Genomic DNA, 12,492 nt, shown 5'->3' on the forward strand with positions numbered 1-12,492 from the left:
TAAGAAAAATGCAACGCCTCCCGGAACGAATCGTCCGCACCGGCGGTGTGCAAGGGTTGCTTTGGAAGTTGGCGAGGGCTGGTAACACGTCTATGACAGGAAGGGAATAGCAAAAAGCCCGGCGTGTCCGCCGGGCCCGGTATGGCTGCCATGCAGCGACTTCACAGGTCGAACTGGTAGGTCTTCGGAACGAAGCGATAGCCGTCCTCGTAGGTCTCGACGAAGCCGACCGACGGGAACGGCATGTGGTAGCCGACAAAGGCGATCTTCTCGGCGGCGATCATGCCGAACACCTTGCGACGGGTGGCAGCGGCCTGGGCCTTGTCCATATCGAAACGAACCTCCCAATCCGGCTTCTGCAGCGACAGGATATAGTGGTTGGCGGTGTCGCCTGTTGCCACCAGGCGCTTTCCCTCGGATTCGACGTGGAAAACCATGTGACCCTGCGTGTGACCCGGTGCCAGCATCGCGGTAATGCCGCTTGTGACGGTGCCGCCGTCGCCAATGAACGTCGCCTTTTCGGCAAGGGGCACCACGTTGGCGAGAACCGCCTTGTGGCCGCCTTCGGCCGGCGTGCCCTCGCGGGCCTTGTCGGTCCAGAAGTCATATTCGATCTGGCCGATGACGTAGCGCGCATTCTTGAAGGCCGGAGCCCCGCCTTCCATCAGCCCGCCGATATGGTCGCCATGCAGGTGGGTGAGCGCGACCACAGTGATGTCGTCGGGCGAATAGCCAGCCGCCTTCAGGCCATCGCGAAGCTGGCCATTGCCTCGCGCACGGCCGCCTTCGCCAAAGCCGGTATCAACAAGGATGACGTCCGAGCCGGTATCGATCAACGTCGGCGCATAGGAATTGACGAACTTCTCGGTCGGCAGGAAATTCTTCGCGAGCAGTTCCTGGACAGTTTCCGGTTTCTGATTGGTCCCGAATGTCTCGTAGGGCTTTTCACCAACATTGGCGCCGTCCTTAAAGACGGTAAACTTATAGGAGCCGAGCTTGAATTGATTGAACTGGGGCTGCGTCGTCGCATCCATCTTGGTCTTGTCTCCGCTTGCGGCCCTTGCGGCCGTCTCTGTCAAAATCATCGGCGCCGCCAGCAGGCCGATGCCCGCTGCAAATAAGGTGCGCCGTTTCATCCCCGACGGTACTGCCATATCCCATCCTTCCAATAGCGTTCGACATCGTTGCCGCCCAGCCCCCAAATAGCGAACCGCTGCCATCTTTCTTGCAGCTGGCCGAAACGAACATATGTCAATCTTGACCGTTGAAATTGCTGAGCAAGCAGTCTCACGCAGACGTGATGCAAACGTGTTTCAGAAGCGGAATGAGGGGTTGGCAGAGGTCTTCCCGAGGACTACAGAGCACAGGCCCCCAGACGCCTTCGCAAGACCCTCAAGGCATTCGCGCATGAACCGCATTGTTCCGCTGATCCTCGCCGTCGCTCTCTTCATGGAGCAGATGGACTCCACCGTCATATCAACCGCCCTCCCCGCCATCGCCAACGACCTCCATGTCGGGCCGATCACGCTGAAGCTGGCGCTGACCTCCTACATGGTATCGCTCGCTGTCTTCATTCCGATCAGCGGATGGATGGCTGACAGGTTCGGCGCCAAGCGCATCTTTCGCCTTGCCATCTGCGTCTTCGTCGTCGGCTCCATCTTCTGCGCGATCTCGTCCGGCCTGATCGAGTTCGTGGTCGCCCGCTTCCTACAGGGCATGGGCGGCGCGATGATGACGCCGGTCGGCCGCCTGGTGCTGGTGCGGACGACGAAGAAAAGCGAGCTCGTCTCGGCGATGGCGCTGCTGACCATCCCGGCATTGGTCGGCCCCTTGGCCGGACCGCCACTCGGCGGCTTCATCACCACCTATTTTACCTGGCACTGGATCTTCCTGATCAATGTGCCGGTCGGCATCATCGGCGTCTGGCTCGCGACAATCTTCCTGCCGGAGGTGGAAGCGACCGCGCCGCCAAAGCTTGACGTGACGGGTTTCGTGCTGACATCGTTTTCGGCGGCCGGCGTGGTCTTCGGCCTCTCGGTCGTCAGCCTGCCGGCTCTGCCGCCTGTGATCGGCATCACGGCGACGGCAATCGGTCTCATCTGCGGTTTTCTCTATGTACGCCATGCCAAACGGCATCCAGCGCCGATCCTCAATTTGAACCTCTTCAAAAACCCGACTTTCCGGGCATCGACCACCGGCGGCACACTGTTTCGCATCTGCATCGGCGCAATGCCCTTCCTGACACCGCTGATGCTGCAGCTCGGCTTCGGTCTGACGCCGTTCCAATCCGGCCTCATCACCTTTGCCGGCGCGATCGGCGCGATCACCACCAAGTTCATGGCGCGCCGCGTCTTTGCGGCGGCAGGCTTCCGCACGACGCTGCTTTCGGCAGCGGGCGTCACGACGATTGTGACGGTGGTGACGGGCTTCTTCACGCCGCAAACACCGCACCTGGTCATCATCGCCGTCCTTCTTGTCGGCGGCTTCTCGCGCTCGTTCTTCTTCACGGGCGTCAATGCGCTGGCCTTTGCCGACATCGAAGATGCGCAGGCGAGCCAGGCTACCTCCATGAGTTCGGTGATGCAGCAGATTAGCCTGGCGCTTGGTGTCGCGGTTGCCGCGGCAATCCTCGAGACCTCGATCTATTTCCGCGGCGAGGCACTGCAGGTGGCCGACTTCCACATCGCCTTCTATGTCATCGCGGTCCTGACGGTCGTGGCAACGATCCCTTTCATCCGGATGGACAAGAGCGCCGGGGCGGTCGTCTCCGGCCACCGGGTAAAGCGCATCTCCCCAGCAACAATCGAGGCCGCACAGCAAGCGGTGAAGTAAGGGCTATTCCGGAGTTTCGCAGACAGCGCTCAGCTTGTTGCCGTCCGGATCTCGAACGTAGGCGGCATAGAAATTGGCATGGAACGGCCGCAATCCCGGCGCGCCTTCGTCGACGCCGCCTGCGGCCAGTGCCGCAGCGTGGAACGCATCCACATCCGCTCGGCGTTCGGCATGCAGCGCGACCATAGAACCATTGCCGTTGGAGGCCCGCCGGCGATTGAACGGGGTGACGACCCAGAGCCGGCAGCGGGTGTCGCCATCTGCGGCGTAGCCGATCTCTTCTTCGGAATAGCGTTGACGGCGGTAACCGAGCACTGGCAGGACGATGTCGTAAAACCGCCTCGCCTGATCGATATCATTGGTTCCGAGGGTAACGTATAGGAGCATGGTAGCCGGGCATTCCAGGTCTGGGGGCATCGATCATCACTCAAGACCAGCCCAAAGATCAAGCTTCCGAAATATCTGGTTCGGGTTGCCGTCCCTTGAAGCCCTTCGCCAGCAGGAACATTTCGACCGACTCCGCACGCGACGACGGCGGCTTGACGTGAACTACCTGCTTGAAATGCCGCTTCAGCATGTTGAGAAGATCGCGCTCCGTGCCGCCCTGGAAGGTCTTCGCCAGGAAGTGGCCGCCCTCACCCAGGACTTGGACGGCAAAGTGGGCCGCGACTTCGCAGAGATGCATGGTACGCAAATGGTCGGTGCGGTGGTGGCCGGTCGTCGGCGCCGCCATGTCCGAGATCACCACATCCGGCGTGCCGCCGACCGCCTCGATCAGCTGCGCCGGCGCCGACGGATCCAGGAAATCGAGTTGCAGGATCTTCACGCCCGGCAGCTGATCCATCTCCAGGAAGTCGATCGCCGCGACGCGGATATCTTCGTCCGTGGAGCCTGTGACCTTGGCGGCGATCTGCGACCAGCTCCCCGGTGCGGCACCGAGGTCGATGATGCGGCGGGCGCCCTTCAGAATGTTGTGCTTCTCGTCGATCTCTAGCAGCTTGAAGGCGGCGCGGGCGCGATAGCCTTCCAGCTGGGCACGCTGCACATAGGGATCGTTGATGTGGCGCTGCAGCCATTGCCGCGACGACGCCTTCATCTTCTTGTTCTTGACGCGCTGACCGAGTTTGCGGCCGGTGCGGTTGCCCGCAATGGTTGGCTTCGCCATGCTTGTCCCCTATTTGCCGCGCTGACCGCGGCGGTTGCGGTGGCGCCGCCAGACGCCGTCATCCGCCATCATGTCCGTCAGCAGGCCTTCCCTCAAGCCGCGATCGGCAACACGCATACGGGGGCTCGGCCAGCGACGGCGGATCGCTTCGAGAATGGCGCAACCGGCCAACACCAGGTCGGCGCGATCCGGCCCGATGCAGGGATTGGCGGCGCGGCTGGCGAAATCCCACGACAGAAGCTTGGCCTGCATAGCCGAGACCTCGTCGTCGGAAAGCCAGATACCATCGACCTTGCGCCGGTCGTAGCGCGGCAGATCGAGGTGAACGCCGGCCAACGTCGTCACCGTTCCTGATGTGCCGATGAGATGGAAGTCACCGGCATGACCGATGTCGATCGCAGGGCAATCGAAGCGCTCGAGCATGCCCTCCACCTCCACGACCATTCCTTCAAAGACGTCCGGCGTGACATCCCGCCCGCCGTGACGCTCCGAAAGCGTCACGACGCCGACGGGAAGCGAGGTCCAATGCGTGATGTGATTGGCGAGGCGATTGAAGCGGCTATCGCCGATGCGGATGACCGCGATTTCGGAGGAGCCGCCGCCGATATCGAAGAGGACAACCGACCGTGTCTCCCGACCGACCAGAGACGAGCAGCCGGAAACGGCGAGCCGCGCTTCCGTCTCCCTATCGATAATCTCGAGTTCGAGGCCGGTCTCGGCCACAACGCGCTCGAGAAACTGGGCGCCGTTGACCGCCTGCCGGCAGGCCTCGGTGGCGATCAGCCGCATCCGGCGGATTTCACGGCTTTTCAGCTTGGAAGCGCAGACGCGCAGCGCATCGACCGCCCGATCCATCGCATCGTCGGAGAGCCGACCACTTGCCGCCAATCCTTCGCCGAGGCGCACGATCCGCGAAAAGGCATCGACGACGCGAAACTGGCCGGGCCGCGTCGGCTGCGCGATCAACAGGCGGCAATTGTTGGTGCCGAGATCGAGAGCGGCATAGAGCTCGTCCGGCCACGGATGTTCGCCGTGATTGCGGTACCCATTTTCGGCCTGCCGCGGCGCCCGATTCTCGTTCTGACCTATCCGCGATTCAGCGGTGTCGCTCCCTTGGGTCGCCTGCTGCGGCTGAGCTGGACGTCCGACCGGCTTCTCATGCACCAGGGGACGTCCCTGCAGACCGCGTTTGCCGCGATGCTTGCGGCGATTGCGGCGGCTCGGTACCGACTCGCTGTCAACGCGAGCTGCTTGCGCTGCGATGGCGGAAACTTCGTTGCTTTGACGATGTTGTTGCGCGGCTTCGCCTGAGGCGCCTATACCACGACGGCGACGCTTTCGCTTGCGCGCCGCGTTGCCGGCTTCGATTGGGCGTGCCGCCTCTCCGGTCTCGCCTGAGAGGACATGCTGAGCGGACTGGTTCGCGCTGCGGGATTGCCCGCCACGCTTGCCCTTGCGGCGCCTGGACTTCTTGCCGTCCTTGCGCCCTGCCGCCAACGCCCCGTTACCTTGCGGCCCTTGGCCGCCTTCGGGGTCTTCCACGTTCTTTTTCCATCGCACCGCGCAAGTCCAGAAGGTATGCAGCAGGCGCTCATTCGATTTTGCGTTGCCGCGAAGATACCAGCGCATCGCGAAATCACCAAATTCTTTTTGGCAGTTGCGAAATAAGCCAACTTTTTGAGATCAAAACCCGCTGCAAAATCCCTGGTCATTTTTTTCGAAACAGGTATTTGCAATCCGCCAGCTTTTGTTTATAAGCGCCGCACACCAGCGGAGCCGCTTCGAGCGCCGCAGCTGCTGGGGAATAGTTCAATGGTAGAACAGCGGACTCTGACTCCGTCGATCTTGGTTCGAATCCAGGTTCCCCAGCCAATTCTCCACTTTGCTGCGTGCCGATCTCCCTCTGACCTTAGTCCCGGCAGCCCTACCACCTCCCACGGTAACTTGATTTCGCTTTGAATTCCCCTGCGCAATGCTATTTACATGGCTGGTTTCCACACCGGGGGCGACGATGGCGAAGGAGTTTGGACGGAGCATCGGTCGATTTGTGGGGTTGGAGCAACCTCGCACCCTTTCCACGCGCTTTTTGCAACTGGCGGAAGTTACCGGCGGTCGATTGCGCTGGAATGAACCGGAAAACGAAGCTCCGGTCCGCATGGAACGGAGCAACGGCTACTTGATCTGCCTCCAGCGGCGCTATCTCGCCGAGTATCCCTATTGGGTCAATGACAGACCAATGCCCGCGATGCCGCTCAATGCCGGGCAGTTTCTTTTCCTTGACCTCAACGAGGAACATGCCTCGCTGACTCGTGGAGCTGTCGACTGTGTGTCCATGTATGCGTCGCATGAGGCATTGCAGCAGTTCCACGACGAGCACGATCTGGGGTCGGTCGGGTCGCTCCGCACCGCCAGCGGCGTGGCCTTCGATGATGGCGTGATCAGAAATCTGGGCGAATGCCTGGTAACCGCTTTCGAGCAGCAGGAGACTGCGACTCAGCTTTTTGCTGATGGCATTGCGCTGGCTCTGTTGACGCACATCAGCGTTGCGTATGCCGAGCGGCCTGCGGTCGTACATGCGATCCGTGGGGGACTGGCGCAGTGGCAAGAGCGTCGGGCGAAGGAGATGCTGCTGGCGAACCTCGACGGCAAGATCGGTCTTGGGGAACTCGCTCGCGGGTGTGGCCTGTCACGCAGCCATTTCGCACGCGAATTCAAGGCCACGACGGGCCTGCCGCCGCTTCAGTGGTTGCAGGCGCAGCGGATAGAACGAGCAAAAAATCTACTTCTGAAGCCTTCCGTGCCGATCGAATTGATCGCCCATCAATGCGGTTTTACCGATCAGAGCCACTTCACGCGTAGCTTTTCCAAGGCGGTTGGTGTCACACCCGGCTCGTGGCGGCGCCTTCGCAGCCTCTAGGCAAGCTCCATCCGACACGGTCCCGTCGGGCCACGGCGCTTTATTGCAAGGTAGCACTGGCATACAAAAAACAGCACTCTGTGCACTGGTCTGCGAGCAATCGGCAGATAGCGTTAAGCGAAGGTGCGGTGGGGGCTGGCTAACTGGCCAAGCCTCGCACGCGGTCCGCGTCAGGAGGCCAAGATGACCAATCAAAACCAGACATTGTCAAATGAGGCTGGACCGGAGGAGCACTCTTCCGCCGCTTCGATATCGGTTTCACGCCGCACGGTTCTTCAGATGGCGGGAGGCGTCGTGTCACTCGCGTCCGTGTCCCATGCTGAATCGCAGTCGTCCCCGCCAAGCGTGACAACCAGCGGCGTGACAGGGCCGGTTCGGCTCGTCGTGAATGGAACGGCAAGAGAACTTCAGGTCGATTCCCGGCAATCCCTGCTCGACGTTTTGCGTGAAACTCTTGATCTCACCGGCACGAAGAAGGGCTGCAACCAGGGCGCCTGCGGCGCATGCACTATTCTCCTCAACGGCAGACGTATCGTTTCCTGTCTGACGTTGGCGTCCATGCATGACGGAGCCGAAATCGAAACCATCGAAGGGCTCGAAAGGAACGGCGAGCTTCATCCACTGCAACAGGCGTTCGTGGAGCATGAAGGCCTGCAGTGTGGGTTCTGCACTCCTGGCCAGATCATGTCGGGACTAGGCTGCATTGCCGAGGGCCATGCGGCGTCCCTCGAGGATATCCGGTTCTGGATGAGCGGCAATATCTGTCGCTGTGGCGCCTATCCAGGCATCGTCGCTGCGATCGCTGACGCGGCCGAAAGGAGCTGACCCATGCTTCCGTTTGTATTGGAAAAGGCACGTAACACCGAAGCCGCGATAGCCTCCGCAGCCGCCGGCGCGCGCTACATCGCCGGCGGAACGACGCTTGTCGATCTTATGCGCGAGGAGGTCGAACGGCCGGATCAGCTCGTGGATATCAACGCCCTCCCCTTGGGCGATGTTCGAGTGGATGGTGAGGATCTGGTTATTGGCGCGCTCGCCCGGATGTCCGACGTTGCTACCCACCCGGACGTGCAGCGCCTGCAGCCGGTGATCGCGGAGAGCCTGATCGAAGGCGCTTCGCCACAATTGCGGAATATGGCTTCGATGGGCGGCAATCTGCTGCAGCGATGCCGCTGTCCTTATTTCCGGATGCTGGACGCTGCCTGCAACAAGCGGGCTCCCGGCTCCGGTTGTGCCGCGATCGACGGCCTCAATGCGGGCAACGCGATCCTTGGCACCAGCGATCAATGCGTCGCGACACATCCCTCGGATGTCGCGGTCGCGCTCGTCGCACTCGGCGCGACAATGCGGGTCAGGGGTCCGCAAGGCGAGCGCAGTTTCCCCGTCGAAGACCTCTTCCGATTGCCCGGAAACACTCCGCATCTGGAGCATACGCTCCTTCCGGCCGAGTTGATCCTGGAGATCCGCGTCCCCGGCGGACCCCACAGCCGACGCGCACGCTATCTCAAGGTACGCGACCGGGCTTCCTATGAGTTCGCGCTTGTTTCGGCGGCAGTCGCGATCGATGTCGACAACGGGCTGATCCGCTCAGCGCGTATCGCTGTGGGCGGGGTCGGCACCAAGCCCTGGCGTCTGCGAGCCTGCGAGGCGGCCCTTGCCGGCAATGCCGCAGATCGCGCAAGCTTCGAGGCTGCCGCCCATCTGGCGACCGACGGTGCCCGTCCATTAAGCCATAACCACTACAAGGTGGAGCTACTGCCGCGGACCATTGTCCGTGCCCTCGAAATGGCAGGAGAAGTCGCATGACAACCAATCTCATCGGCACAGCCAGAACTAGAGTCGACGGCCCGCAGAAGGTGACGGGCGGCGCCCGATACGCGGCCGACTTCAATCAACCTGGCCAAGCCTACGCCGCCATCGTCAGTTCCACGATCGGCCTCGGTACGGTCACCGATATCGACAGCACTTCCGCCGAGAAGATGCCGGGCGTCATCGCCGTCATCAGCCATCGTAACGCCGAACGGCTGCCTTATCTGCCGCATAGGGCCATCATCGATCCGGCGTCGGGGGACCGCCTTCATGTCCTGCAGGACGACAAGGTGCGCTTCTACGGCCAGCCCGTCGCCGTAGTCGTTGCGGACAGCATCGATCATGCCGAGCGGGCTGCCGCAGAACTGCACATTTCCTATGAAGCCCAGCAGCCGCTCACGGACCCCACGGATCGGAGGGTTGAGCGCATCATTCCGGAAGCGGGTAGCGTCGACAGATCACGAGGGGATGCCAATAAGGCAGTGGCCGAGGCGCCTGTCGTCATTGACGAGACCTACAATATTGCGCGTGAGAACCACAATCCAATGGAGCCGCACGCAACGGTCGCATCCTGGAACGGCGACCGTGTGACCCTATGGAGCAAGAGCCAATATCTGGTCAATGAGCAAGCCGAAATCGCGGCAGTATTTGGCTTGCCGCTGGAGAATGTCGAAGTCATCTGTCCCTTTATCGGGGGCGCCTTCGGAACCAGCCTCAGGACGTGGCCGCACGTTACGCTGGCAGCACTGGCGGCGCGCCAGATCCGACGGCCGGTCAAGCTGGTGCTCACCCGCAAGCAGATGTTCTTCACAACCGGTCACAGGCCACGCACCTTTCAGAGGGTTGCGCTCGGTGCTACGTCAGAGGGCAGGCTTACCGCTGTGATCCATGAAGGTACGGGAGAAACGAGCCGCTATGAGCAATTCACGGAGGCGCTGACCTCGGTCACCGACTACTTGTATTCCTGCCCCAACGTCCAGACCGGCTACCGCTTGGCGCAGCTCGACACGAGCACGCCAAATCATATGCGCGGTCCCGGCGAGGCGAGCGGCATCTTTGCGCTCGAAAGCGCTATCGACGAATTGTCCTACAAACTCGGCATCGACCCCATTGAGCTCAGGCGTCGTAATGAGCCTGATATCGATGAAGGTGAAAACAAGCCGTTCTCCAGCAGATCGCTCATCCAATGTTACGACCTCGGCGCCGAGCGTTTTGGCTGGAAGCTACGAACCGCCCAACCGCGCTCCATGCGCGACGGGCGTCTTCTTATCGGCATGGGAACGGCCAGCGCGACCTATCCGGCCTTCCATGCACCGGCAAACGCGAGAGTGCGATTGCTTGCAGACGGAACGGCCGAGGTAGAGGCAGCCGCAAGCGACATGGGCCCAGGAACCTATACTTCCATGAGCCAGGTGGCGGCGGAATTCCTCGGCCTCCCGTTGGAGCGAATCCGTTTCAAGCTTGGAAGGTCGGACTATCCGCAAACACCCTCGCACGGTGGCTCCTGGACGATGGCATCGGTCGGGTCGGCAATCCGTGCTGCCTGTCTCGAAGTGCAGGCAGAAGCGACTCGGCTTGCAACCACAAGCGCCAACTTGCCGGTTTCGGGAACGTCGATAGAAGATTTTGAATGGCGCGAAGGCACGCTTCGGCGCCGCGGCGAAGCGTCATTGGGCATTTCTTATCAGGACATTGTTGTCGCCAACCGCGGTCCGATCGAAGCCAGTGGATCCGCGCAGCGCGATCCGAGCGTGGCGGAGCGATATTCAATGCACTCCTTCGGAGCTGTATTTGCGGAGGTCGCCATCGATCCGGATGTGGGCACGATCACCGTCCGCCGCATCGTCGGTGCCTATGGGATCGGTCGCGTCGTCAATCCTCTTCTCGCCCGCAGTCAGTGCACCGGCGGCATGATTGGCGGCATGGGGATGGCGCTTATGGAGCAGACAGCACTCGATCCGCGCGATGGCCGCCCGGTCAACGCTCACATGGCCGACTATCTGATGCCGGTAAACCTCGACATCCCGACGCTGGAGGCACACTTCGTGGAGGAAGTCGACCCTCACGTTAACCCGCTCGGCGTGAAGGGCCTTGGCGAGATAGCACTCGTCGGCACCGCTCCAGCGATCGCAAACGCAATCTTCCATGCGACAGGCAAACGCGTGCGAACCCTGCCGATCCGGATCGAAGATATGCTGGCCGCATAGCCATCACGTGGTCTTCCGGATCGAATGCCGGCAATGGAATTGCCTCGGTCTGGAAGACAATGTCCTGGCTTCGCGCAGACGAGAAGAGCCTGGCCTAAAGGTCCGACCGATGCCCACTCGGCCACACCGGCCGAGACTACGCCGATATCCTTGCCCTGACACCATCCGCCAGTTCCTGCATCCGATCGATCGGGATGCGGCCGATCAACATGAAGGCGTGCGTTGCGTTCGACCAGTAGACGACGTTCATGCCATTTCGGCCTTCGACGTCAGGCTCCTTCATGCCGACATCCGAGCGAACGATGCAGAGCGCCAGCGGTCCGGTCTCGGGATCGAGATAGGCAATCTGCGCGAGCGGCTTATCATCATACTGCAGCATCTGCGCACGCTTGAACTCGATGCCCGGCAACGACACGGCTTCAGGGGACAACAAGAGGCCAAGCTTGTCGTCGAGGCGCGCGAGTTGGGCGACCTGTGCTTCGGCGGATGGCGACGGACCGGCCAGGGTGTCTGGCGTATAGAGAGCGATGTATTCGGCGACCACGGCCCGCCATTCATTGCTTTCGTCGGGTGCGTGAACGCGGTTGCGAATGCCGATGACGACCCGGTCGGCCACAACACCGGCGACCAGGCAGGCGGCAAGCGCAGCTAGGAAGCTGCGGCGATTGGAGCGCGCCGGAACCGGCCTTGCCTCGGCCGGCAGAATGCCCAGCATCGCATCGAGCCTCGCCTTCGGTGCCGCGGACAGCAATGGCTCGAAGGCCTGCTGGAATGACAGGCTGCTCTGCGACAGGAAAGCCAGCCTTGCGGCCGCATGCTCGTCAGAGCCCAGAACCGCCTCGATGCGCGATACCTCGGCATTCGACAACTCACCGTCGATATAGGCCGTCAATTCCTCATCGGAGGGGATTTTGTTCTTGTCGCTCATGTGTCCCCTCCCCCCGATACGCTGGCTGCGATCTTGGCGCGCGCGGCAGCAAGGCGGCTCATCACCGTTCCGATCGGGATGTCCAATACGTCTGCTACCTCCTTGTAGGAAAGACCTTCTACGTAAGCGAGGAACACGGCTGCCCGCTGCGCGTCCGGCAGCGTATTGACCAGTCGCAGAACCTGGTTCGCCATGACATGTGTTTCCGTTTCGCGGGCACCATCGACGACCAAGGCCTCGTCGGCATCAACGAAGCCCCGACCAAGGCGCACTCGTTGCGACCGGATCTCATTCAGCCAGATGGAATGCAGGATGGAAAACAACCATCGATCCAGCCGGGTTCCCGTCTCGAACTGCCCGACACGCTCAAGCGCGCGGACACAGGTCTGCTGCACGAGATCGTCGGCAACGTCGCGGCGATGCGAAAGCACAAGGCCATAGCGCCACAGCCGCAGCAGATTGTCCGCCAGGCCGCTTCTGATATCGGCTTCGCTTGCGATGTGAGCCTCCGCCACACGTTTTCCTTCCAAAGCCGCCGGTTGTACCGGCGGCTTTGGCGTTGCAGGACTATAGGCAGGAAATGTGGTGTACGCGAACGGCATTTGGAGGGTTCCTGTCAACCGTGATTGCGCGC

The 12,492-nt window shown here is 61.6% G+C and carries 11 protein-coding genes and 1 tRNA gene; 6 read left to right on the forward strand and 6 right to left on the reverse strand.

What is annotated here, in order from left to right:
- Window positions 1-161 precede the first annotated feature (161 nt).
- A complete protein-coding gene (locus FHT97_RS04105) occupies window positions 162-1,154 on the reverse strand; it encodes an MBL fold metallo-hydrolase (protein ID WP_183860106.1) in 993 nt (330 codons plus the stop codon).
- 253 nt (window positions 1,155-1,407) lie between these two features.
- On the opposite strand from FHT97_RS04105, the gene FHT97_RS04110 reads away from it, so the two are divergent.
- The gene (locus FHT97_RS04110; RefSeq protein ID WP_183860108.1) at window positions 1,408-2,832 is read left to right on the forward strand and encodes an MFS transporter; all 1,425 of its coding nucleotides are present in this window, start codon (window positions 1,408-1,410) and stop codon (window positions 2,830-2,832) included.
- A 3-nt stretch (window positions 2,833-2,835) separates the two neighbouring features.
- Here the strand turns inward: FHT97_RS04110 and FHT97_RS04115 are convergent, their stop codons facing one another.
- From FHT97_RS04115 to FHT97_RS04125, 3 genes are read right to left on the reverse strand one after another with little or no spacing between them, the layout of a single operon-like run.
- Window positions 2,836-3,219 carry a VOC family protein gene (locus FHT97_RS04115; protein WP_183752531.1) on the reverse strand — a complete coding sequence of 128 codons (384 nt, stop codon included), beginning with the start codon at window positions 3,217-3,219 and terminating at the stop codon, window positions 2,836-2,838.
- 58 nt (window positions 3,220-3,277) lie between these two features.
- Window positions 3,278-3,997: an RlmE family RNA methyltransferase gene (locus FHT97_RS04120; RefSeq protein ID WP_183860109.1), complete on the reverse strand. Its 720-nt coding sequence runs from the start codon at window positions 3,995-3,997 to the stop codon at window positions 3,278-3,280.
- Window positions 3,998-4,006: 9 nt separating this feature from the next.
- On the reverse strand, window positions 4,007-5,539 hold the full coding sequence (locus tag FHT97_RS04125) for a Ppx/GppA phosphatase family protein (protein ID WP_183860111.1): 1,533 nt from the start codon (window positions 5,537-5,539) through the stop codon (window positions 4,007-4,009).
- Between the two features lie 256 nt (window positions 5,540-5,795).
- On the opposite strand from FHT97_RS04125, the gene FHT97_RS04130 reads away from it, so the two are divergent.
- From FHT97_RS04130 to FHT97_RS04150, 5 genes are all read left to right on the forward strand, one after another.
- Window positions 5,796-5,869 (forward strand) — tRNA-Gln (locus FHT97_RS04130).
- Window positions 5,870-6,008: 139 nt separating this feature from the next.
- The gene (locus FHT97_RS04135; protein WP_246712553.1) at window positions 6,009-6,914 is read left to right on the forward strand and encodes an AraC family transcriptional regulator; all 906 of its coding nucleotides are present in this window, start codon (window positions 6,009-6,011) and stop codon (window positions 6,912-6,914) included.
- Between the two features lie 183 nt (window positions 6,915-7,097).
- Window positions 7,098-7,739: a (2Fe-2S)-binding protein gene (locus FHT97_RS04140; protein ID WP_210296591.1), complete on the forward strand. Its 642-nt coding sequence runs from the start codon at window positions 7,098-7,100 to the stop codon at window positions 7,737-7,739.
- A 3-nt stretch (window positions 7,740-7,742) separates the two neighbouring features.
- A complete protein-coding gene (locus tag FHT97_RS04145; protein WP_183860112.1) occupies window positions 7,743-8,720 on the forward strand; it encodes a xanthine dehydrogenase family protein subunit M in 978 nt (325 codons plus the stop codon).
- The gene (locus tag FHT97_RS04150; RefSeq protein WP_183860114.1) at window positions 8,717-10,930 is read left to right on the forward strand and encodes a xanthine dehydrogenase family protein molybdopterin-binding subunit; all 2,214 of its coding nucleotides are present in this window, start codon (window positions 8,717-8,719) and stop codon (window positions 10,928-10,930) included. Before FHT97_RS04145 ends, FHT97_RS04150 begins: the two co-directional genes overlap by 4 nt.
- Before the next feature lie 136 nt (window positions 10,931-11,066).
- On the opposite strand, the gene FHT97_RS04155 is transcribed toward FHT97_RS04150, so the two are convergent.
- Window positions 11,067-11,858 carry an anti-sigma factor gene (locus FHT97_RS04155; protein ID WP_183860116.1) on the reverse strand — a complete coding sequence of 264 codons (792 nt, stop codon included), beginning with the start codon at window positions 11,856-11,858 and terminating at the stop codon, window positions 11,067-11,069.
- Entirely contained in the window at window positions 11,855-12,460 is a 606-nt protein-coding gene (locus tag FHT97_RS04160; protein WP_183860118.1) for an RNA polymerase sigma factor, read from the reverse strand. Before FHT97_RS04160 ends, FHT97_RS04155 begins: the two co-directional genes overlap by 4 nt.
- Window positions 12,461-12,492 lie beyond the last annotated feature (32 nt).

Origin of the sequence: Rhizobium sp. BK399 (assembly GCF_014194695.1) — a bacterium.
Taxonomy (GTDB): domain Bacteria; phylum Pseudomonadota; class Alphaproteobacteria; order Rhizobiales; family Rhizobiaceae; genus Rhizobium.

What these genes read in the sequence shown, in the direction of transcription:
- FHT97_RS04105 (WP_183860106.1), bottom strand. Translation starts at nt 1,154, where the DNA reads ATGGCAGTACCGTCGGGGATGAAACGGCGCACCTTATTTGCAGCGGGC.
- FHT97_RS04110 (WP_183860108.1), top strand. Translation starts at nt 1,408, where the DNA reads ATGAACCGCATTGTTCCGCTGATCCTCGCCGTCGCTCTCTTCATGGAG.
- FHT97_RS04115 (WP_183752531.1), bottom strand. Translation starts at nt 3,219, where the DNA reads ATGCTCCTATACGTTACCCTCGGAACCAATGATATCGATCAGGCGAGG.
- FHT97_RS04120 (WP_183860109.1), bottom strand. Translation starts at nt 3,997, where the DNA reads ATGGCGAAGCCAACCATTGCGGGCAACCGCACCGGCCGCAAACTCGGT.
- FHT97_RS04135 (WP_246712553.1), top strand. Translation starts at nt 6,009, where the DNA reads ATGGCGAAGGAGTTTGGACGGAGCATCGGTCGATTTGTGGGGTTGGAG.
- FHT97_RS04140 (WP_210296591.1), top strand. Translation starts at nt 7,098, where the DNA reads ATGACCAATCAAAACCAGACATTGTCAAATGAGGCTGGACCGGAGGAG.
- FHT97_RS04145 (WP_183860112.1), top strand. Translation starts at nt 7,743, where the DNA reads ATGCTTCCGTTTGTATTGGAAAAGGCACGTAACACCGAAGCCGCGATA.
- FHT97_RS04150 (WP_183860114.1), top strand. Translation starts at nt 8,717, where the DNA reads ATGACAACCAATCTCATCGGCACAGCCAGAACTAGAGTCGACGGCCCG.
- FHT97_RS04155 (WP_183860116.1), bottom strand. Translation starts at nt 11,858, where the DNA reads ATGAGCGACAAGAACAAAATCCCCTCCGATGAGGAATTGACGGCCTAT.
- FHT97_RS04160 (WP_183860118.1), bottom strand. Translation starts at nt 12,460, where the DNA reads ATGCCGTTCGCGTACACCACATTTCCTGCCTATAGTCCTGCAACGCCA.